Source organism: Actinophytocola sp. NPDC049390 (assembly GCF_044466355.1).
Classification (GTDB): domain Bacteria; phylum Actinomycetota; class Actinomycetes; order Mycobacteriales; family Pseudonocardiaceae; genus Actinophytocola.
This window is the reverse complement of the sequence record NZ_JBITMQ010000016.1, coordinates 115,868-135,863: the sequence shown is the minus strand read 5'-3', so window position 1 is coordinate 135,863 and position 19,996 is coordinate 115,868. Positions and strand designations below refer to the sequence as shown.

At 71.6% G+C, this 19,996-nt stretch carries 21 protein-coding genes; 9 read left to right on the top strand and 12 right to left on the bottom strand.

From position 1 onward, the window contains the following. Positions 1-14 precede the first annotated feature (14 nt). On the top strand, positions 15-716 hold the full coding sequence (locus ACIBVP_RS36485; RefSeq protein ID WP_396111034.1) for a winged helix-turn-helix domain-containing protein: 702 nt from the start codon (positions 15-17) through the stop codon (positions 714-716). On the opposite strand, the gene ACIBVP_RS36480 is transcribed toward ACIBVP_RS36485, so the two are convergent. Continuing rightward, positions 709-2,355: an ABC transporter permease gene (locus ACIBVP_RS36480; protein ID WP_396111033.1), complete on the bottom strand. Its 1,647-nt coding sequence runs from the start codon at positions 2,353-2,355 to the stop codon at positions 709-711. The two genes, ACIBVP_RS36485 and ACIBVP_RS36480, sit on opposite strands and share 8 nt — an antisense overlap. Next, positions 2,352-3,296, bottom strand: a complete 945-nt coding sequence (locus ACIBVP_RS36475) for an ATP-binding cassette domain-containing protein (RefSeq protein WP_396111032.1) — start codon at positions 3,294-3,296, stop codon at positions 2,352-2,354. Before ACIBVP_RS36475 ends, ACIBVP_RS36480 begins: the two co-directional genes overlap by 4 nt. A gap of 380 nt (positions 3,297-3,676) precedes the next feature. Between ACIBVP_RS36475 and ACIBVP_RS36470 the strand changes: the two genes are divergently transcribed. Next, a complete protein-coding gene (locus ACIBVP_RS36470; RefSeq protein WP_396111031.1) occupies positions 3,677-5,065 on the top strand; it encodes a TrkH family potassium uptake protein in 1,389 nt (462 codons plus the stop codon). After that, the gene (locus ACIBVP_RS36465) at positions 5,058-5,732 is read left to right on the top strand and encodes a potassium channel family protein (RefSeq protein ID WP_396111030.1); all 675 of its coding nucleotides are present in this window, start codon (positions 5,058-5,060) and stop codon (positions 5,730-5,732) included. Before ACIBVP_RS36470 ends, ACIBVP_RS36465 begins: the two co-directional genes overlap by 8 nt. A 42-nt stretch (positions 5,733-5,774) precedes the next feature. Here the strand turns inward: ACIBVP_RS36465 and ACIBVP_RS36460 are convergent, their stop codons facing one another. The 7 genes from ACIBVP_RS36460 to ACIBVP_RS36430 all read right to left on the bottom strand — a co-directional run bounded on the left by ACIBVP_RS36460 (position 5,775) and on the right by ACIBVP_RS36430 (position 12,255). Next, entirely contained in the window at positions 5,775-6,986 is a 1,212-nt protein-coding gene (locus ACIBVP_RS36460; RefSeq protein WP_396111029.1) for a cation:proton antiporter, read from the bottom strand. A gap of 110 nt (positions 6,987-7,096) precedes the next feature. Then, entirely contained in the window at positions 7,097-8,509 is a 1,413-nt protein-coding gene (locus tag ACIBVP_RS36455; protein WP_396111028.1) for a hypothetical protein, read from the bottom strand. Then, positions 8,506-9,363: an ABC transporter ATP-binding protein gene (locus ACIBVP_RS36450; RefSeq protein ID WP_396111027.1), complete on the bottom strand. Its 858-nt coding sequence runs from the start codon at positions 9,361-9,363 to the stop codon at positions 8,506-8,508. Before ACIBVP_RS36450 ends, ACIBVP_RS36455 begins: the two co-directional genes overlap by 4 nt. Continuing rightward, complete coding sequence (locus ACIBVP_RS36445; protein ID WP_396111026.1) at positions 9,360-9,932, bottom strand: TetR family transcriptional regulator; 573 nt, start codon at positions 9,930-9,932, stop codon at positions 9,360-9,362. The genes ACIBVP_RS36450 and ACIBVP_RS36445 overlap by 4 nt, the downstream gene beginning before the upstream one ends. A gap of 33 nt (positions 9,933-9,965) precedes the next feature. Continuing rightward, on the bottom strand, positions 9,966-11,183 hold the full coding sequence (locus ACIBVP_RS36440; protein ID WP_396111025.1) for an RNA polymerase sigma factor: 1,218 nt from the start codon (positions 11,181-11,183) through the stop codon (positions 9,966-9,968). Continuing rightward, a complete protein-coding gene (locus ACIBVP_RS36435; protein WP_396111024.1) occupies positions 11,180-11,554 on the bottom strand; it encodes a YciI family protein in 375 nt (124 codons plus the stop codon). Before ACIBVP_RS36435 ends, ACIBVP_RS36440 begins: the two co-directional genes overlap by 4 nt. Before the next feature lie 134 nt (positions 11,555-11,688). Beyond that, positions 11,689-12,255, bottom strand: a complete 567-nt coding sequence (locus ACIBVP_RS36430) for a TetR/AcrR family transcriptional regulator (RefSeq protein WP_396111023.1) — start codon at positions 12,253-12,255, stop codon at positions 11,689-11,691. Between the two features lie 74 nt (positions 12,256-12,329). Between ACIBVP_RS36430 and ACIBVP_RS36425 the strand changes: the two genes are divergently transcribed. Then, the gene (locus ACIBVP_RS36425; RefSeq protein WP_396111022.1) at positions 12,330-13,448 is read left to right on the top strand and encodes a cytochrome P450; all 1,119 of its coding nucleotides are present in this window, start codon (positions 12,330-12,332) and stop codon (positions 13,446-13,448) included. Here ACIBVP_RS36425 and ACIBVP_RS36420 read toward each other — a convergent pair. Then, on the bottom strand, positions 13,426-14,214 hold the full coding sequence (locus ACIBVP_RS36420) for a PaaX family transcriptional regulator C-terminal domain-containing protein (RefSeq protein WP_396111021.1): 789 nt from the start codon (positions 14,212-14,214) through the stop codon (positions 13,426-13,428). The two genes, ACIBVP_RS36425 and ACIBVP_RS36420, sit on opposite strands and share 23 nt — an antisense overlap. A gap of 63 nt (positions 14,215-14,277) precedes the next feature. Here ACIBVP_RS36420 and ACIBVP_RS36415 point away from each other — a divergent pair, with 63 nt between their 5' ends. Genes ACIBVP_RS36415 through ACIBVP_RS36405 form a run of 3 tightly spaced genes read left to right on the top strand, consistent with a single transcriptional unit; the run spans position 14,278 to position 17,728 of the window. Then, positions 14,278-15,306: a crotonase/enoyl-CoA hydratase family protein gene (locus ACIBVP_RS36415; RefSeq protein WP_396111020.1), complete on the top strand. Its 1,029-nt coding sequence runs from the start codon at positions 14,278-14,280 to the stop codon at positions 15,304-15,306. A gap of 5 nt (positions 15,307-15,311) precedes the next feature. Then, a complete protein-coding gene (locus ACIBVP_RS36410) occupies positions 15,312-16,937 on the top strand; it encodes an acyl-CoA dehydrogenase family protein (protein WP_396111019.1) in 1,626 nt (541 codons plus the stop codon). Further along, positions 16,934-17,728 carry a crotonase/enoyl-CoA hydratase family protein gene (locus tag ACIBVP_RS36405; protein WP_396111018.1) on the top strand — a complete coding sequence of 265 codons (795 nt, stop codon included), beginning with the start codon at positions 16,934-16,936 and terminating at the stop codon, positions 17,726-17,728. Before ACIBVP_RS36410 ends, ACIBVP_RS36405 begins: the two co-directional genes overlap by 4 nt. Here ACIBVP_RS36405 and ACIBVP_RS36400 read toward each other — a convergent pair. Beyond that, the gene (locus ACIBVP_RS36400; RefSeq protein WP_396111017.1) at positions 17,725-18,306 is read right to left on the bottom strand and encodes a dihydrofolate reductase family protein; all 582 of its coding nucleotides are present in this window, start codon (positions 18,304-18,306) and stop codon (positions 17,725-17,727) included. The two genes, ACIBVP_RS36405 and ACIBVP_RS36400, sit on opposite strands and share 4 nt — an antisense overlap. A gap of 66 nt (positions 18,307-18,372) precedes the next feature. Next, a complete protein-coding gene (locus tag ACIBVP_RS36395; RefSeq protein ID WP_396111016.1) occupies positions 18,373-19,212 on the bottom strand; it encodes a helix-turn-helix domain-containing protein in 840 nt (279 codons plus the stop codon). A gap of 110 nt (positions 19,213-19,322) precedes the next feature. Here ACIBVP_RS36395 and ACIBVP_RS36390 point away from each other — a divergent pair, with 110 nt between their 5' ends. Both ACIBVP_RS36390 and ACIBVP_RS36385 read left to right on the top strand, forming a co-directional pair. Beyond that, positions 19,323-19,745 carry a hypothetical protein gene (locus tag ACIBVP_RS36390; RefSeq protein ID WP_396111015.1) on the top strand — a complete coding sequence of 141 codons (423 nt, stop codon included), beginning with the start codon at positions 19,323-19,325 and terminating at the stop codon, positions 19,743-19,745. A gap of 15 nt (positions 19,746-19,760) precedes the next feature. Then, positions 19,761-19,979, top strand: a complete 219-nt coding sequence (locus tag ACIBVP_RS36385) for an ANTAR domain-containing protein (RefSeq protein WP_396111014.1) — start codon at positions 19,761-19,763, stop codon at positions 19,977-19,979. Positions 19,980-19,996: the final 17 nt, after the last annotated feature.

The following is a 19,996-nucleotide window of genomic DNA, read 5'->3' as shown; positions in this document are numbered from 1 at the left end:
CCCGGAACGGAACCATGGCGATCGCACTGATCGTCGCCGACGATCCCCATACCCTCGACGTGTTGCGGATCGCCTGCACCGCGCGCGGCTACCAGGTGGTCACGGAGACCGCGGGACGTGCCGCGATCCACACCGCCGCCAGTGTCCAGCCCCACGTGGTGCTGCTCGCCGTCGAACTGTCCGACATGGACAGTGCCGGTGTGGTCGTGGCGTTGCGGCGCCTGACCGGCGCGCCGATCATCGCGTTGTCCGCCGGTCACGACGCCCGGGAGGCCGTGCGGCTCCTCGACGCGGGCGCCGACGACTACGCCACCCTGCCGTTCGGCATCGACGAGCTCCTCGCCCGCGTCCGCGCGGCTGTGCGGCGAACCACGTCCCGGACGGATGACCAGCGCCGCGGCATCGTCGACACCGGCTCGTTCGCCGTCGACCTCGACACGAAGAGGGTGTGGCGGGACGGTGCCGAGGTGCACCTCACCCCCACGGAGTGGCGGGTGCTGGAACTGCTCGTCCAGCACGAGGGACGCCTCGTCAGCCACCGGGAGCTGCTGCGGAACGTCTGGGGATCGGACCACTACGCAGACACCCACTACGTCCGCGTCTATGTCGGACAGCTGCGGCGCAAGCTGGAACCGGAACCGGCCAGCCCGCGGCACCTCGTCACCGAACCCAACCAGGGGTACCGGTTCCACGCGCACCGCATCGACGTCAGGTGACGTTGACCTCCCGTTCCCGGAAGGCGAGCAGGCCGCACGCCGCCAGCACGGCGGCCAGCCCGGTGAGCACCACGAGAGGCACGAGGTCGAGGTCGTCGACCGGCAGCTGGGGGATGTGGCCGAACGGGGAGAGGTTGTTCATCCAGGTCGGGAACTGGAGGATCTGACCGAGGTAACCGACCAGAAAAGCGTACAGCGGAACGACCCATGCCAGCGCCGCGACGCGGGGCGCGAGTCCCACCAGCACGACCGCGACCCCGGCGATGACCCACAGCGCGGGCAGGTAGGCCAGCGACGCACCGACCAGTTTCCCGGCCATGGCGGCGTCACCCATGGACGACGCGCCGGACAGACCGATCCCGAGGCCCGCGGCGAGCAGCATCACGACCGATCCGATCAGGACGACGACGAGGTGGCTGCCGAGCCAGCGGGTGCGGGACAGTGCGGTCGCCAGCACCGGCTCGGCCCGGCCCGCGTTCTCCTCGGCCCGGGGCCGGAGCGCGGCCATGACCACGTAGACGGACGCGATGATCGCCATGATGACCATGACCATCGAGGCGAAGGACTCGGCGACCGACGCGCCTCCGATCTCGGCGATGACGTCTGAGAACACGTCGATCCCGGCCAGCATGTCCTCGGCCTCACCGAGGATCGAGCCGTACGTGATCCCCAGCAGCAGCATCGCGACACCGAAGCCGAACATCAGGCCGCGGTGCAACCGCAGCGCGAACCCGATCGGGTTGGCCAGCGCGTTCGAGGCGGCCGCCGCACCGCGGCGCGGCTGACGCAGAGCCGCACCGACGTCGCGACGGACGCTGAGCCGGAACGCCACCAGCACGAGCGCGGCGGCCAGTGCCAGCGCGAGCAGCAGCGGCCACCACCGGTTCTCCAGGAACGCCCAGGTCGCCTGAATCCACCCGATCGGCGACAACCACGACAGCCCGTTGTCCCCGACGTCGCCGGCCGCGCGCAGGACGTAGGCGACGCCGACGACCGCGAGCGCCAGCCCGGACGCGCCGCGCGAGTGATCGGTGATCTGCACGGTCACCGCCGCCGCTCCGGCGAACACGATGCCCGCCGCGGCGTGTGCCGCACCGTAGAGCAGCGCGCCCGGCCAGGTGATGCCCGCCATGCCGAGCCCGCCGAGGCCTGCCGCGATGAGCAGGGCCAGCACCACGTTGGTCGCGGTGACCACGACGAGCGCGGCGACGAGGTGCGCGTGACGGCCGACGACGTTGGCGCGGACCAGCTCGGCGCGGCCGGTCTCCTCCTCGGCCCGCGTGTGCCGGACCACGGCGAGCACGCTCATCAGCCCGACCATGATCGCCATGAAGCCCAGCATCTGGTGGCTCATCATCGCACCGAGCGTGTAGTTCTCCAGGTAGTGCGCGGGCCCCGTCATCGCGAGCCCGGCAGGAGTGCCCATCGTCTCCGCGGTCCGGGCACGGTCCGCGTCGTCGCCGTACAGGTCCTGGAAGCTCTGCGCGGTGCCGACCGTGGTGATGGTGAGGGCAGCGAGCCACACGGGGATGCGCACGCGGTCCCTGCGCAGGATGAAACGCACGAGGGCGCCCGTGCCGGTGAGTGCGCTGCCGCGGTCCTGCGCGGTGACCGCCGTCCGCGTGGTCGTGGTGGTCATCGGGCGTTCCGAGCGGTGGTGTGGTCGGCGTCGGTGTCATCGCCGTAGTGGCGCATGAACAGCTGCTCGAGCGTGGGCGGCTGGCTGACCAGCGACCGGATGCCGAGGCCGTGCAGGTGCCCGATCGCCTCGTCGAGGTGCTCGGTGTCCACGTCGAACCGGATCTGTCCGTTCCGGACAGCCGGGTCGTGCACGCCGGGCACGTCGGCCAGCCGGTCGGCGGGCCGGGTCGTCTCGGCGGTGACCGTGGTCCGGGTCAGGTGCCGCAGCTCCGACAGCGACCCGGACTCCACGATGTGACCGAGGCGGATGATCGAGACCCGGTCGCACAGGGCCTCGACCTGCGCCAGGATGTGGCTGGACAACAGCACGGTCCGCCCGGCGGCCTTCAGCTCCCGGACGCACTCGGCGAACACCGACTCCATCAGCGGGTCCAGGCCGGCGGTCGGCTCGTCGAGAACCAGCAGTTCCACATCGGACGCGAGCGCGGCGACGATCGCGACCTTCTGCCGGTTGCCCTTGGAGTAGGTGCGGCCCTTCTTCGTCGGGTCCAGGTCGAACCGCTCGCACAACGCGTCCCGGCGCTTGCGGTCGAAACCACCGCGCAGCCGGGCGAACAGGTCGATGGCCTCTCCCCCGGTGAGGTTGGGCCACAGGTTCACGTCACCGGCCACATAGGACAGCCGCCGGTGCAGTGCCACGGCGTCACGCCAGGGGTCGCCGCCGAGTACCGACGCGGTGCCCGCGTCGGGCCGCAGCAGGCCGAGCAGTACCCGGATCGTGGTCGACTTCCCCGCCCCGTTCGGCCCCAGGAAGCCGTGCACCTCACCGGTGCGCACGGTCAGGTCGAGCCGATCGAGTGCCTTGGTGGTACCGAACGACTTGTCCAGGCCCGACACCACGATGGCGGCGTCGGCCTGTGCGGGCATGACAGCGGACATGGCAGGTCCTCGTTGACAGGCACGCCGGAACCACCGGCGCACGGGCGGATATGCGAAACCGCCACCTGGGGCATCGTCACCAGGCAGCCGGTCGAAGAACACGAGAAGGCGGAGTGTCTACCGGGCCGGCGGGTCGGAGTCCGCGCGGCGAGCGCCCGCGTGCGAGGACGACAGGCGAGACGACAGGCGATCGGCATCCGCCAGGACCACGTCCCTGGCGACCACACCCGAACCCATCATAGCTTCACAAACTACAGCATTTTCACAAATTCGTGACGTTAAGAACGCGCAAAGATGAGCGGCGAGGCAACCAGGACTCCCTAATCTCGTTCCGGTCGATCATCGGCAACCGGAACCACATCCGTCGACGAAGAGCAGTCGTGGCGATCGGTCATGAAGCACGTGGACGTGAGCGCGTGATCGGACGCAACAGGCCGGGCACGGAGCGATGGCGGCATCCGACCCAGGTTGTCGTGGCAGGCTTCGCCTCGGCGATCGCCGTCGGCACCGTGCTGTTGTCCCTGCCGCTGGCGACGGAGTCCGGGCAGCGCACGGAGCTCGTGGACGCGCTGTTCACCGCCACCTCGGCCGTGTGCGTGACCGGACTGGTCACAGTGGACACCGGCAGCCACTGGTCCGCGTTCGGTGAGGTGGTCATCCTGGGGCTGATCCAGGTGGGTGGGCTGGGCATCATGACCCTCGCCGCCCTGCTCACGGTGCTGGTGGCACGACGGCTGGGCCTTCGCCGCCGCATGCTGGCCCAGGCGGAGACCAAAACGCCCGGGTTGACCGGCATCGGCGGGCTGGTGCGGAACATCGTGGTCTTCAGCCTGGTCAGTGAGGCGGCTGTGGCCGTGGTGCTGACCATCCGGTTCGCCACGGGCTACGCACGGCCGTGGGGCGAGGCGGTCTATCACGGGGTCTTCCACGCGATCTCGGCGTTCAACAACGCCGGATTCTCCGTGCACCGCAACAGCCTGATGGACTACGTCACCGATCCGTGGGTGAGCCTGACCATCGCGGCAGCGGTGATCGTGGGCGGACTGGGCTTCCCGGTGGTGTTCGAACTCCTCCGCTCCTGGCGACGCCCCTCCCGGTGGTCCGTGCTGACCCGCATCACCGTCGTGCTGACCGTCGCGCTGCTGGTCGTCGGCACCGTCCTGACCATCCTGTTGGAGCGGACCAACCCCGCCACCCTGGGGCCACTGTCCGGACCGGGCAAGCTCCTCGCCGGGTTCTTCCACTCCACGATGACCCGCACCGCGGGCTTCAACAGCATCGACATCGCCGCGCTGCGACCGGAGAGCCTGTTCACCACGGACCTGCTGATGTTCATCGGTGGTGGCAGCGGCGGCACCGCGGGCGGGATCAAGGTGACCACGTTCGGGTTGCTGGCGTTCGTGATCTGGTCGGAGATGCGCGGCCACACCCAGGTCAACGTGGGGCACCGCCAGGTACCGGAAACCAACCAGCGCCAGGCGCTCGCCGTCGCGCTGCTCGGCATCGGCGCGGTCGCGCTGTCGGTGCTGCTGATGCTGGCGATGACCCGCCACACTCTCGAGCTGGTGCTGTTCGAGGTCGTGTCCGCGTTCGGCACGGTCGGCCTGTCCGCCGGCATCACCGCGGACCTGCCGCCCGCGGCCAAGGTACTGCTGAGCGCGCTGATGTTCCTCGGCCGTGTCGGACCGCTGACCCTCGCTTCGGCACTGGCGCTGCGGCAACGGACCCGCCGCTTCGAACTCCCTGAGGAAAGGACGATCGTTGGCTGACTTCAAGGACGAGACCGTCGTGGTCATCGGGCTCGGCCGCTTCGGCGGCGCGCTGGCCCTGGAACTGTCCAGTCTCGGCACCAACGTCCTCGCGATCGACAGCGACCGCAAGATCGTGCAGAGCTTCGCGGGCGAGCTGCCGCACGTCGTCACCGCCGACACCACCGACATCGACGCGCTCCGCCAACTCGGCGTGCCCGACGTCCACCGGGTCGTGGTCTCCATCGGCACCGACATCGAGGCCAGCATCATGACCACGTCGTTGCTGGTCGACCTGAGCGTCCCGGACATCTGGGCCAAGGCGATCAGCCGCCAGCACGGCACCATCCTGCAGCGTGTCGGCGCCCACCACGTCGTGCTCCCCGAACACGACATGGGGGAACGGGTGGCGCACCTGCTGACCGGGCGCATGCTCGACTACATCGAGGTCGACACCGACTACGCGATGGTCAAGACCAAACCCCCGCACGACGTGGTCGGCGTCCCCCTGCACGAGTCGCGCCTGCGCGCCAAGTACGGGGTCACGATCGTGTCGGTCAAGAAGGAAACCGACGGGCCGGACGCCGGCTTCACCTACGCCACCCCGGACACCGTGCTCATGTACGGCGACCTCATCCTGGTCGTCGGCGCCATCGCCGACGTCGAACGTTTCGCCAACGCCAACTGACCGCGTCGCGTCGACGCGGTTCAGCACAGCGAGGACATCACGTCAGCCAGGTCGGTCGGTCAGGGGCGCGTTGCCCGGCGGCAGGTTGTCGGGCGGTTCGACGCGCAGTGCCTTGGCGATCGGCACGTCGGTCGAGGAGTGCAGGACGATCGAGAGCGCGATGGTGATCGCGACGAGGTCGAACACGTGGTCCCCGGCCGGGAGGCCTGCCTGCAGGACGAGCAGCCCGTAGACCACCGACGCGAAGCCCTTGGGCCCGAACCAGGCGGCGACCCACCGTTGTTGGGCGGGCAGCGTGGTGCGCAGCAATGACAGCAGCATGGCCGCGGGCCGGACGAGCAGGATCGCGATAACGGCGACCAGCCAGTCGCCCACGGACAGGTCGCCGAGGCGGTCCGGGGTGATCAGCGCGCCGAACACCAGCAGGGCGGCGAACTTGGTCACCTCCGAGAGCAGGTCACCGAAGTGCTCGAACCGCTCCGCAGCCACGTGGTCCAGCGTGGCGATCGTCGAACCGGCCGCGAACGCCGCCAGGTACGGGTTCGCGTGCGTGAGGTGGCAGGCGGCGTAGAGCATGACGGCGATCGCGAGCGGGCCGAGCGCCTGCAGCCGTGGCTCGGCGGTGAGGATCCGCAGCCGCCAGGCGAGCACGACCACGGCCGGGATCGCGATGCCCAGCGCGAGACCGGCGACCAGCTCGAGCGCCACCTCGCCGAGGTGCGCGTCCCGGTTGGCCGCGGTGGCGAGGAAGATCAGCACGAACGGCAGCGCGAGCCCGTCGTTCAGACCCGACTCGACGTTGAGCAGCCGTCGCAACCGCAGCGGCACGTCGTCCCGGCCGACGATCGCGGCGGCGAACACCGGGTCGGTCGGTGACAGGATCGCGCCGACCAGGAACGCGGTGGGCCAGTCCAGTCCGGCGAGGAAGTGCGCGGGCAGGGCGATGCCGACCATCGTCAGCGGCATCGCGAGCCCCAGCGCCCTGCCCGACAGCCGCCAGCCCTCACGCAGCGCGGGCAACCCGGCCCGCTGGCCGTCGGTGAACAGGACCGTGAACAGCGCGAGGTCGGCGAGGCCGGTCACGAACGCCCCGTCGGACGGGATGTCCACCAGGCCCAGGCCGCCCTGCCCGATCAGGGCACCGGCCAGCAGGAACAGCAACGCCGTCGACAGGACCGTTCTCGCCGCCACCCCGGACAACGACACGCTGATGAGCAGCACTACCCCGAACGCGAGCACAAGCGCCACGGACACACCCCGTCCACATCGGAAACACCCATCCACCCCAGAGGGTGTGCCGACCAGACTTCCCGGCGCGCCGCAGGTAAAGATGCCGCACAGACCACCGGGAACACAAGCCGGGGTCAGTGCGCGTCGAACCGGCGCAGGATCCGGCGGGTCAGCAGGACGGCGGCGATCGCGGTGAGGACGGTGCCGGCGAGCAGACCGAGCGGGCCGGGGTGCCACAGGACGTCGACGGTCCAGTAGTGCGGCACCACGCGCAGCGGCCACTGGGCGGCGTCGGGCAGCCACCACATGGCGGGCGCGATCCCGGTGGGCAGCAGCCCGAGGATCTTCAGCCAGCCGAGTCCTTCGACCTTGTTGGGTGCCACGGCGGCGGTGGCGAGGGTGATCAGCGGTGCCTGCGCCGCGGCCAGCGCCACCGCGGGCAGCGGCAGGCCGGGCACGAGCCCGGAAACGGGCACCGCGACGACGAGCAGGAGCAGTGCCGCCGCCGCGACCGCCACCACCCGGTACGCGAGGTAGCGCCGCACTCCGACCGGGCTGACCCGCACGACCAGCAGGGTTCGGTCGTCGACGTCGTCGAGCACCAGCAGCGCGCCGACCATGCCGGTGATCAACGGCACGTGCAGCAGGAGCAGCGACGCGACCAGAACGGGTTGGTACGGCGTGACATCGACGCCGAACCGGTCGCGCAGGTATCCCACGAGCGGCGGGTAGCCCAGCCGCAGTGCGACGGCGAGCAGGACGGGCCCCGCGAGCACCACGGTCAGCAGGGCGCTACGCACCGACGTCCGGCGGTCGATCCCCGTCAACGCGGCGAGCCACCCTCGCGGACGCCAGGGCTTGTGGTGCGACCGTCCCCCGCGTGGGCCGCCCACCGGCTCGCGGGTGAAGCGGCCACGGGCGACGAGAACGGCCGCGGCGACGGTCAGCAGCAGGTAGCCCAGCCCCGCGGGATGCGGACGGCCCTGGATCACGTCGGCGGCCGCGGTGGTGGGCACGAGGAACAGGAGCGGGTGGTCGAGCAGGCCGGTCAGGTGGGCCAGCGGTGCCGCGATGAGCGGCGCGAGCGGCAGCGGCGCGACGGTGAGGAACGCGGTGAGCGAGGGCTGCCGGACCACGAGCGCGAAGCTGACCGTCAGGAACAGCACCGACAGCAGGACCACACCCGCCAGTGCCGCCGCGAGGTTCACCCCGGCGGCCAGCGCGACCGGGACCGCGGACGCCACCGACAGCCCGGCCAGACCACCGACCTTCGCGCCCAGGTATTCCCCGAACCGCACCGGACTGACCGTCAACGCGGCCAGCGCCCCCTCGTCGCGTTCGAACAGCACCAGCGCGGCGATGAAGAACGCGCCGAAGGCCGCGGTGTCGACGGTCAGGATCACCGGACCGGCACCGCGCGCCACCGACGCGGGCAGCGCCGCCAACACCACCGTCCACACCACGGTCACGACGAGCGCCACCGCGGGAATCCGGTACCGCCACTCCACCGTCCACTCCAGCGCGACGGCAGCGCGGAGACGGTTCACAACCGCCCGCCGGTGACGGCGACGAACACGTCGTCGAGGCTCGCCTCGCGGGTGTGGACGGTCTCCACGGGATACGCACGCAGCAACGCGGCGAAATCGGGGTCCTCGCCGATACCCGACAGCGGGAACTCCTCCCGCCGTACCGTGTTCTCGTCGCGGTACTCGACCACGACACACGGTTTTCCGTGAGCCAGCCGGAAGTTGCGCGGGGTGTCGACAGCGGCGAGCCGTCCGTCCACCATGAACCCGACCCGGTCGCACAGCTGGTCGGCGGTCGCCATGTCGTGCGTCGTGAGGAACACCGTGCGTCCCTGCGCGGCCTGGCGGCGGACCAGGTCACGGACCAGACTGGCGTGCACCGGGTCCATGCCGGACGTCGGTTCGTCGAGGAACAGCACGCGCGGCCGGTTCACCAGCGCCCGCGCCAGGTTCAGCCGCATCCGCATCCCCTTGGAGAACTCCCCCACCAACCGGTCGGCCGCCGACCCGAGATCGACCAGGTCCAGCAACCCGCCCGGCTCGTCGACCGGACCGCGGTGAAAACCGGCGAACGCGGCCAGGTTCTCCCGCGCGGTGAGCCGCGAGAAGTGCGCGGGCAACTCGAACCCGACACCGATGTGCTCGTAGTAGTCCCTTCCCCACCGCGCCACCGGCCGTCCCAGCACGTCGGCGCGTCCCTCGTGCCCGCGGAGCAGACCGGTGAGGATCCGCTGGGTGGTCGACTTCCCGGCACCGTTCGGCCCGAGGAACCCGAACACCTCGCCCTCGGCCACGGTGAACGAGATCCCGTCCACCGCGTTCGCCGTGGCGCCGCGGTACCGCATGCGCAGGTCCTCGACCTCGATGACCGTCACGACCCCCGCCGCCCGTCGAGCGCACGGAACGCGTCGTCGATCAGGTCCGGCAGTTCGGCGGAACCGTCGGCGGCCACCCACTCCTCGAGCGCCGTGGTCAGCGTGGCGAGGCACGCCGAGGCCAGGATTCTGGTGGTGAAGTCCGGTTCCCCGTCCACCAGCGCACGCGCGAGAAGGTCCCGCGTGGCGACCTGGTTCTCCCACAGCCGTGCCCGCAACGCCGGGGTCCGCAGCGTCAGCCGAACCCGCGTCAGCAACGCGTCCCGGTCGGACGCGTAGATCGCGCCAAGGCCCTCACGCACCGCCGCACGGATCCGGCTCACCGGTTCCTCGGTACGCGGCCTCGCGCGGATCGCCGCGACCAGCAGCGGGTCGTAGGAGTCGCTGAGCACGACGTCTTCCTTGGTCGGGAAGTACCGGAAGAACGTCATGTGCGACACCCCGGCCGCCGCCGCGATCCGCTCCACCGTCGTCGCCTCGTAACCACGCTCGATGAACAACCGCAACGCCTGCTCCTGCAACCGCTGCCGCGTCCGGGCCTTCTTCCGCTCCCGCCAGTCCGCCGCCATCCCGCCTCCTGTTAGCCACTAACATATTAGCGACTAACAGAACGGATCGCCACGGCGGCCACTTCTGCCACCGCGTCGGAGGAAGTCGCGTTCAGCGTCGGTCGGCGCCAGGGCGGCGGCATGCCGGTAGGCGCGGGCGGCGTCGTCGTGCCGGCCGAGTCGGTCGAGGAGGTCGGCCCGCGTGGCGTGGAAGGCGTAGTAGTGGTCGAGATCCAGCTCGTCCACGAGTTCGAGGGCGGCGGCGGGGCCGTGGACCTCGCTGACCGCGATGGCGCGGTTGAGCGCCACGACGGGAGTGGGGGTGAGCGCGAGCAGGCGGTCGTAGAGCGCGAGGATCTGTGGCCAGTCGGTGTGCTCGGCGGCCGTGGCGTCGGCGTGCACGGCATGGATCGCGGCCTGGACCTGGTAGGGGCCGGGTTGGTCGCGGCGCAGGCATTGCCGTACCAGCGCCTGTCCTTCCGCGATGAGTTCGCGGTCCCACCGGCCGCGGTCCTGTTCCCCCAGCGGCACGAACGAGCCGTCGGCGCCGGTGCGGGCGGCGCGACGGGCCTCGATCAGCAGGACGAGGGCGAGCAGGCCGGTCACCTCCGGTTCGTCGGGCATGAGTTCGGCGAGCATGCGCGCCAGCCGGATCGCCTCGGCGCACAGGCCGGGGTTGGCGAGTCCGGCGTTGTAGACGAGGTAGACGACGGCAAGTACCGGTCGCAGCCGGCCGGGCAGCTCCTGGGCCTCGGGCACCCGGTAGGGGATGCGGGCGGCCTTGATCTTGCGTTTGGCGCGGACCACGCGTGCCGCCATCGCCGGCTCGGCCACCAGGAACGCTCTGGCGACCTCGTGGGTGGACAGGCCGCCGAGCAGCCGCAGGGTGAGGGCCACCTGGGTCTCGGTCGCCAGGGCGGGGTGGCAACAGGTGAACATGAGACGAAGCCGGTCGTCCGGCACGGTGTCCACCTCCTTGGGGACGTCGAGGGCCGGGAGCCGGGCGGCGTCGGTGGCCAGCTCCCGTCCGCGTGCTTCGCGGCGGAGCCGGTCGATGGCGCGGTTGCGGGCCGTGGTGGTGATCCAGCCACCGGGGTTCGGGGGCAGACCGTCGGCAGGCCACTTCCGCAGCGCGAGGGCGAACGCGTCCTGCACGGCGTCCTCGGCAACGTCGATGTCGCCGCAGAAGCCGATCACGGCGGCCAGTGACCGGCCGGACTCCGCGCGGAAGATCCGGCCGATCACCGACTCGTCGGGACGCTCGTCGGTCACGGCGCCTGGGGTTTGTCGGCGAAGCCCGCGAAGGGGCGGACCTCGATCGGCACGCCGATGCAGGCGGTGACCTTGGCCGCCCAGCCGAGCGCGGAGTCGAGGTCGGGCGCCTCGATGACGTAGAAGCCGCCGAGGTGGTCCTTGGACTCGGCGAACGGGCCGTCGGTCGTCAGCACCTCGCCTCCGGACGCGCGCACGACGGTGGCGGTGTCCGGCTCGTGCAGGCGCCCGGAGAACACCCACGCGCCGGTCGCGGCCATGTCCCGCTCGATCTCGCCGAGTTGTGCGTGGGACCGCAGCATCGCCTCCTCGTTCACCGGTTCGCGAACCGCACCCTCGCGACTGTGCACCGACAACATGTAACGGGCCATGGCGACCTTCTCCTCGTGACAGGGGCGGGCTCGTTCCCCGCATCCTCACCCCACTACGAACGGACCGCACCCGAATCGACGCGCCTTGCCGAACATCCTTTGACACGAGCGGGGTCGCTCCGCTCGCCCGCGGATCAGGGGCGGGTGGCCGCCGCGATGATCCCGTGCACCGCGTCGCCGATGCGGTCGGCGGCCTGGTCCGGTTCGGGTTTGCCGGCGTCGAGCCAGGCGATGACGGCCTCGGTGGTGAAGGTGGGCAGGAGCCGGGCGGCCCACCGCGTCCACGGTCCGTCGGGCACGGCGGCCGTGAGGTTGCGGTGGGCCACCTCGGCCGAGGTGGCGGTGAACCGGTCGGTGACGTCGCGGAACTCGGGTTCGCGGTTGGCGTGGCGGAACAGCAGGCGGAAGCCGTCGGGGTCGGCGGCCGCCGCGTGGACGAGCGCGCTGATGCTGTTCTCGGTGAAGTTGTCGGTGCCGACCGCTTCGGCGAGGCGGGCACAGGCGCGGTCCAGCGCGGCGCGGTAGAGGTCGGCCTTGGTGTCGAAGTGCCGGTAGAGCAGCACCCGGGTGATCCCGGCTTCGGCGGCCACGTCGTCGAGGTTCGTCGCCGCGAACCCGGTGTGGACGAACGCGCGGACTGCCGCGTCGAGGATCTGTTCCCGCCGCTGCGCCCGCGGCATCCGGCGAACCGGTTCGGCCATCCTCCACCTCCGTTGTTAACACGAGAGTGTACATGTAGCGTTGTTTACACAGACGTATACAAGAGGGAGGCGTCATGGCCGCGCTGCGCGCCGTACAAGGGCCGATCCACCGGATCCGCACATCGGTCGGTGACGAAGGCTGGCGGGTCATCGGTCACGCCGAGGTCCGCATGCTGCTGACCGACGACCGGCTGGGGCGTGCGCACCCCGAACCGGAGAAGGCCGCCCGGACCGGCGAGTCAGCCCTGTTCGGTGGCCCGCTGGGAAACTTCGCCACCGAGCAGGCCGACCACGCCCGGATGCGCGGACTGCTGCAACCGCACTTCACCCCGAAGCTCATGCGCGCGCTGGCGCCGCGCGTGGACGAGCTGACCACCGGGCTGCTCGACCGGCTGGCCGACAGCGGCTCGCCCGCCGACCTGGTCGAGGCGGTCGCGGAACCGTTGCCGGTCCTGGTGATCTGCGAGCTGCTCGGCGTCCCGTACGAGGATCGCGACCGGTTCCGGGCCTGGGCGCGGGACGCGGCCGACACCGAGGACCGCGGCCGGTCCGAGCACGGGCTCGCGGCACTGTTCGGCTACGGCACCGAACTCGTCGCACGCAAACGGGCCCATCCCGGCGACGACGTGATCACCCGGCTGGCGACGACACCAGGTGTGTCCGACGAGGAGGCCGCCGGACTGGGCATGGCGTTGCTGTTCGCCGGGCACGAGACGACCGTCGTCCAGATCGGGCTCGGCGCACTGCACCTGCTGGCCGATCCCGAGCAGTGGCGGGCGCTGGCGCGCGATCCGGCGCTGCTGGCCGGCGCCGTCGAGGAGGTCCTGCGAGCACCCGCCCGGAGCGGAGGCGGCATCCCGCGCTACGCCCGGACCGACCTGGAGATCGCCGGAACGGTGGTGCGCGCCGGCGAACTGGTGCTGCTGGACACCGGTGCCGCCAACCACGACGCCACCGTGTTCCCGGACCCGGACCGCTTCGACATCCACCGATCAACCGCCGCACACCTCACGTTCGGGCACGGCCCCCGGTACTGCGTCGGCGCCCCGCTCGCCCGCATCGAACTGCACTCGGTGTTCGGCCGGCTCGCCACGCGGTTCCCGGCGATGCGGCTCGCGACGCCGGTGTCCGATCTGGTGTTCAGGACCGGCACTCTCACCGGTGGGCTCGTCACACTGCCGGTGGCGTGGTGACCGGCACGCGGTGCGCCACCTGTCCGTCTGTCCGCGGCTCCCCTCGGCGTCTGGCCACGGCGAGCGAGCGAAGCTCGGCCTGGTAGCCGGCGTACGCCGTGCGCATCGCCGCGGCGGGCCAGTCGCCGGGGAGCAGGGCGGCCGGCAGGAGCGGGTCGCCCGCGAGGTGGCGGACGACGTGCGCCGCGACGGCGAGCCGGGGTGCCGGCTCGCGGGTCGAGGCGAGCGCGTCGAGGAGCAGGACCCCGTGGGCCGCCCAGGTCCGCAGATCCCACAGCCCGGCGGCCAGGGTGGCCGGATCCTCGTCGGGCGTGGCCGTGAAGGTGCTCAGCACGGCGTCGTCGGCGTAGGCCCGCGGCCGGCTCAGGTTGGACGGCCGGGTCCACACGCCCTCACGCAGCTCCGCGAGCCGGTGCGACGACAGCCGCTCCCGCAGCGCGGCGCGCTGCGCCCCGGGTCGTCCGCCGACGACGACCACCGCCATCTCCCAGGTGCCGTCCCACGGGGTCTCGGCGTCGAGGACGGCCTCCTCCTGGCGGCGCCGGCGGGCGGCGAGACGCTCCCCGAGGACGTAGTCGCCGTCGTCGCGGCGAAGGTCGCCGGCGGCGACCGCCCTGGTCAGCGCCACCCGCGTGGTGGCGGCCGGGATGCCGAAGTGCTCGCCCGCGTGGACCAGGTCGGCCGAGCTCAGCCGATCCGGGTGCGCGCCGAGCAGGAGGCTGAGCACGACCGACCGCGCGGGCAGCGGGGCGAGGTCAACCGGCACGCCGACACCTTCTCACGCTACATATCTCGACACAACTGTCATCGAAATTGTAACGTCGCCGGCATGACTGAAGCCGCCCCCTGGCGCCGCGCCGCGCACGAGGGTCCCGACTCGCCGTACCGCGACGCCGGGCCCGTCGCCGACGACGTCCCCGCCTACCGGACGCTGACCTACGAGGTCGACGGCCGTGTCGCACGACTGACGTTCAACCGGCCGGCGCAGGGGAACTCGATCACCCCGGACACGCCGGTCGAGCTGGCCGACGCCGTCGAGCGGGCCGACCTCGACCCGCGCGTGCACGTGATCGTGCTGAGTGGCCGCGGCAAGGGGTTCTGCGGCGGCTACGACCTCGCGGCGTCGGCGGAGCACCTGATGGACGGGCGGATGGCGGGGTCCACGCCGCGTGCCGGCACCGTCCTCGACCCGACCGTGCAGATGCACAACCACGACCCGGCGGGCACCTGGGACCCGATGGTCGACTACGCGATGATGAGCCGCTTCACGCGCGGGTTCGCCAGTCTGCTGCACGCCGACAAGCCCACGGTCGCGAAGATCCACGGCTTCTGCGTCGCGGGCGGTACCGACATCGCGCTGCACTGCGACCAGATCGTGATCGCCGCGGACGCCAAGATCGGCTATCCCCCGACCAGGGCCTGGGGCGTCCCGAGTGCGGGGCTGTGGGCGCACCGCCTCGGCGACCAGCGAGCCAAGCGGCTCCTGTTCACCGGCGACACGCTCTCGGGCCGCGAGGCAGCGGAGTGGGGCCTCGCGGTCGAGGCGCCCGAGCCGGAGGAGCTCGACGCCCGCACCGAGCAGCTCGTGCAACGGATCGCCGCGATGCCGCTCAACCAGCTGATGATGGTCAAACTCGCCCTCAACTCCGCGCTCCTCGCCCAGGGCGTGCAGAACAGCCAGATGATCAGCACCGTCTTCGACGGCATCTCCCGCCACACCCGCGAGGGCCACGCCTTCCAGCAACGCGCCGCCACGGTCGGCTTCCGCGCGGCCGTCCGTGAGCGCGACGCGGCGCCGTACGACGACGGCGGACCCGCCACGAGCAACGTCACCAACCAGCCGACAGACAAGGGATGAGCACGATGCCGAGCACGCACGAGGTCGTCAACCAGGTCCCGCCGCTGGTGGGCCACAACACCGCCGCCGACCCGGCGCTGCGGGAAGGGGTCGAGCGCGAGGGCGCCGGCTGGGCGTTGCCCGGGATCGACGAGCTCGGCCGGCTGGCCGGCACCGCCGAGGCCCAGGAGTGGGGCCGGCTCGCCGAGCGCGTGCCGCCACGGCTGCACACGCACGACCGTTACGGCCGCCGCGTCGACGAGGTCGAGTACGTGCCGGCGTACCACCAGCTCATGCGGACCGCCGTCGGCCACGGGCTGCACGGCGCCCCGTGGGCCGACGACCGGCCGGGCGCGCACGTCGCCCGCGCCGCGAAGTTCTACTCCTGGCAGGTCGACGCCGGCCACGGCTGCCCGATCTCGATGACGTACGCCGTCGTACCCGCCCTGCGCGCGAACGCCGAGCTGGCCGAGAAGTTCGAGCCGCTGCTGACCAACCGCGAGTACGACTTCGGCCTGCGCGACCCGGAGACCAAGCGGGGCCTCATCGCCGGCATGTCGATGACCGAGAAGCAGGGCGGCTCCGACGTCCGCGCGAACACCACGACCGCGACTCCGCGGGCCGACGGCACCTACGTGCTGCGCGGCCACAAGTGGTTCACCTCGGCGCCGATGTCGGACCTGTTCCTGACGCTGGCGCGGACGGGCGCGGGCGTCACCTGCTTCCTGGTCCCCCGCGTGCTGCCCGGCGGTGAACGCAACGCGATGCGCTTCATGCGTCTCAAGGACAAGCTCGGCAACCGGTCCAACGCCTCCTCGGAGATCGAGTACGACGCCGCCGTCGGCTGGCTGGTCGGGGAGGAGGGCCGCGGCGTGCGCACCATCATCGAGATGGTCAACATGACCCGCCTCGACTGCGTGATCGGCTCCGCCGCGGGCATGCGGGCCACGCTCACCGCGGCGGCACACCACGCCCGGCACCGATCAGCGTTCGGCGACCTGCTCGTCGACCAGCCCGCGATGCGCAACGTGCTGGCCGACCTCCAGGTCGAGTCCGAGGCCGCGACCGCGGCGATGCTGCGGCTGGCCGGTGCCAACGACCGCGCGGTCCGCGGCGACGATGCCGAGGCGGCGCTGCGCCGGATCGCGCTGGCGGTCACGAAGTACTACGTGTGCAAGCGGGCGCCGTTCATGGTCAACGAGGCGCTCGAGTGCCTCGGCGGTAACGGCTACGTCGAGGACTTCGACATCGCGCGGATCTACCGCGAGATGCCGCTGTTGTCGATCTGGGAGGGCTCGGGCAACGTCGCCGCCCTCGACGCGCTGCGGGCGATGGCGAAGGAGCCGCACACCCTCGACGCGTTCTTCGCCGAGGCCGAGCGGGCCGCCGGCGTCGACGCGCGGTACGACGACGCCCTCGACCGGCTCAGGAAGGAGTTCACCGGCTTCGACGACATCCAGCTGAGGGCCCGACGGATCGCGGAGCGGATGGCTCTCGTCTTCCAGGGCGGCCAGTTGCTGCGCCACGCGCCCGCCGCCGCCGCCGACGCGTTCTGCGCCAGCCGGCTCGGCCGCGACTGGGGCGGCGCGTTCGGCACCCTGCCGACCGGCCTCGACCTGGCGGCGATCATCGACCGGGCGCTCCCGGCATGACGGCGGGAACGGAGCCGGGTGCACCCGAGCTGGTCACCGTCCGGCGGGACGGGCCGGTCACCACGATCGGGATCAACCGGCCGCAGGTGCGCAACGCGGTCGACCGCGCGACAGCCCAGGCGCTCGCCGACGCCTTCCGCGCCTTCGACGCCGACCAGGACGCCTCCGTGGCGGTGCTCCACGGCGAGGGCGGCACCTTCTGCGCGGGCGCCGACCTCAAGGCGCTCGCGAGTGGTGACGTCAACCGGTTCGAACCGCACGGGGACGGCCCGATGGGGCCGACCAGGATGCGGCTCGGCAAGCCCGTGATCGCCGCGATCGCCGGTCACGCCGTCGCGGGCGGGCTGGAGCTGGCGATCTGGGCCGACCTCCGGGTCGTCGAGGAGAACGCCGTGCTCGGGGTCTTCTGCCGCCGCTGGGGCGTCCCCCTCATCGACGGCGGCACGGTCCGCCTGCCCCGGCTCGTCGGAGCAGGCCACGCCATGGACCTGATCCTCACGGGACGACCGGTCGGCGCCGCGGAGGCCCAGCGAATCGGCCTGGCCAACCGGGTCGTCCCCGCGGGCCAGGCGCTGCCCGCGGCCCAGGAGCTCGCCCGCGAGATCGCGGCGTTCCCGCAGACCTGCATGCGCCATGACCGCCTCTCGATGCTGGAGCAGGAGGGTCTCGGCGAGTCCGACGCGCTCGACGTCGAGTACGCACACGGCGTCGTCTCCGTGGCGGCCGACAGCGTCACCGGCGCCACCCGGTTCGCTCAGGGCGCGGGCCGGCACGGCGACTTCGATCGCTAGGAGGTCACCCGGTAGCGCAGGTGAAGCACCCGTTCGCCCTGAATCACCACGTCAGGATCCGCCAACAGGTGCTGCGCGTCGACCGACCCGAAGAAGCGCTTGCCGGACCCGAACACGACGGGCACGACGTCCATGCGAACCTCGTCGACCAGGCCCGCGGCGAGTGCCTGGCCACCGACGTCGCCTGCGGCGACCTCGACCACGCGGTCACCCGCGAGCTCCCGCGCCTTGGCGACGGCTGCCTCGACGCCGTCGACGAAGTGGAACGACGTCTTGGCGTCCCAGCCCTCGGGCGGCGGCCGGTGTGTCACGACGACCACGTGGTCGACCCCGCCCGGAGGCTGCCCGTCCCAGCCGTCCGTCATGTCGAAGACGTGGCGGCCGGCGATCGTCGCACCGATCTGGTCCCAGTACGGCCGGGTGTAGTCGTAGGACGTCCGCGACACCTTCAGCGTGCCGCTCTCGTCCAACGGGACGTCACCGCTCAACAGCCAGTCGAACAGCGGCCCGGGCTGGTCGTTGTCGTCGGCGATGAAGCCGTCCACCGACACCGAGCTGTACATGACCACCTTGCCCACGGGACTCTCCTCTGCTTCGGGTTGCCCCGAAGCTAACGTGTCGTGAGCTGTCGCTCTTGTAGGAAATCAATCGGCGGGCAGGGGCCAGCCGTCCAGTGTGTGGCCGGGATGTTCGCGCAGGAACCGGCGCCGGACTTCGACGTACCGGGTCGGCGTGAGCCCGGTGAACGCCCGGAACTCGTGGCCGAAGTGGGCCTGGTCGAAGTAGCCCGCGGCTCCGGCGAGGTCGCCCCAGTCGACCGGGCCCGCGGGGTCGATCGCGAACACGGTGGCGGTGAAGCGGTAGGTGCGGGCCAGCCGCTTCGGCGTGACGCCGACGAGTTCCTTGAACCGCTGTGCCAGATGAGTGCTGCTGACACCGGCCGCCACGCTCAGGTCGCCGATCGCCACGGCCCCGCTGGTCGCCGCGATGACGCTGCTCGTGTGGCGGACCAGGCCCAGGCCCGCGGTCTCGCGCAGCCGTCGCACCAGCTCCGCCTCGAGCAGCGTCAGCATCTCGTGCGGTCCGTCCGCCGTGGCGAGCCGGTCCCGCAGCTCAGCAACGGCGGGCCTGCCCCACGCCTGCTCCAGCGTCACCGGCCGGTCCCGCAGCTCGGCCGCGGGCATCGGCAGGAACGGCGCCAGCCCCCACGGCTTGACGTGCACGCCGACGGACCGGGTCGGGAGCGGATAGCCGAACTCGAACGCGCGGGTGCGCATGGTGACCACGCAGCCGTCGGCGTACTCGGCCGTCTCGACGTCGGTGCCGGCGCGGATGCGGAAGGGCGCCCCGAGGTTGACGATGAGCAGCGCCGACGGGGCAGGCGGCAGCGTCAGCCGGGCGTACGGCGGCGCTCCCTCCAGGTAGTAGAGGTCGTCGATCAGCCCGTCCAGCGGCGGTCGCGGCGCTCTGGACACGTACTCCACGCCCACAGCATCGCCGACGCCTCACCGGCTCGCGCGCCGGGATGGTGCACGACGCGCACGCGCCCCGCGGAGCGCTGGCGAACCGCGTCCGGCGGTGCCATGCTGACCGCGTGCGCACGCGCGAACCATCGACCGGCGACGAGGCCGGTTCGGGGGACATGCCGAGGCTCTCCTGGTCTCGGCACGGCGCTGTGCAGATCCTCCAGGTCCACGGTGACATCACGGCTGCGTCCGCGGTCGACGTTCACGACGCGCTGCTGACCTTCGACCCTCCGCCGGGAGCCATGGCACTGGTGCTCGACCTCAGCACGGTCGACAGCCTGGCGGCCGCCGGGGTCGACGCGATCCGAGCCGGCAACACGAGCTTGTCGCTCCACCTCGTCGCGACCGGGTCCGTGCTGCGCTCGCTGCGGCTCGCCGGTCTGTCGGAGACCACCGCCGTGCACGGGTCGCTCGATGCCGCCATCGCCGCTGTCGAAGGCGTCGACGAGGCGACGCTGCTGCGCGAACAGCTCCACCAACGCGAGCGGTAGATCGTCAGCCAGCCCGTGATCGAGCAGGCCAAGGGCATGCTCATGCAGGACTTCGAACTCGACGAGGCGGAGGCGTTCGACCTCCTGACCGCCCTGTCGCAGGACACCAACACCAAGGTGCGGGACGTGGCCGCGAAGGTCGTGGACGAACTCACCGGATCAGCGTCGGAGGAGACCGCGCACGCCACTCTGGAGGCCCTGCGGGAGCTGCGCGACCAACTCCGCGAAGGATGACCGACGGCGAACTGCCC

What these genes read in the sequence shown, in the direction of transcription:
- ACIBVP_RS36425 (WP_396111022.1), top strand. Translation starts at nt 12,330, where the DNA reads ATGGCCGCGCTGCGCGCCGTACAAGGGCCGATCCACCGGATCCGCACA.
- ACIBVP_RS36445 (WP_396111026.1), bottom strand. Translation starts at nt 9,932, where the DNA reads ATGGCGGCGGACTGGCGGGAGCGGAAGAAGGCCCGGACGCGGCAGCGG.
- ACIBVP_RS36435 (WP_396111024.1), bottom strand. Translation starts at nt 11,554, where the DNA reads ATGGCCCGTTACATGTTGTCGGTGCACAGTCGCGAGGGTGCGGTTCGC.
- ACIBVP_RS36480 (WP_396111033.1), bottom strand. Translation starts at nt 2,355, where the DNA reads ATGACCACCACGACCACGCGGACGGCGGTCACCGCGCAGGACCGCGGC.
- ACIBVP_RS36430 (WP_396111023.1), bottom strand. Translation starts at nt 12,255, where the DNA reads ATGGCCGAACCGGTTCGCCGGATGCCGCGGGCGCAGCGGCGGGAACAG.
- ACIBVP_RS36485 (WP_396111034.1), top strand. Translation starts at nt 15, where the DNA reads ATGGCGATCGCACTGATCGTCGCCGACGATCCCCATACCCTCGACGTG.
- ACIBVP_RS36410 (WP_396111019.1), top strand. Translation starts at nt 15,312, where the DNA reads ATGCCGAGCACGCACGAGGTCGTCAACCAGGTCCCGCCGCTGGTGGGC.
- ACIBVP_RS36415 (WP_396111020.1), top strand. Translation starts at nt 14,278, where the DNA reads ATGACTGAAGCCGCCCCCTGGCGCCGCGCCGCGCACGAGGGTCCCGAC.
- ACIBVP_RS36405 (WP_396111018.1), top strand. Translation starts at nt 16,934, where the DNA reads ATGACGGCGGGAACGGAGCCGGGTGCACCCGAGCTGGTCACCGTCCGG.
- ACIBVP_RS36475 (WP_396111032.1), bottom strand. Translation starts at nt 3,296, where the DNA reads ATGTCCGCTGTCATGCCCGCACAGGCCGACGCCGCCATCGTGGTGTCG.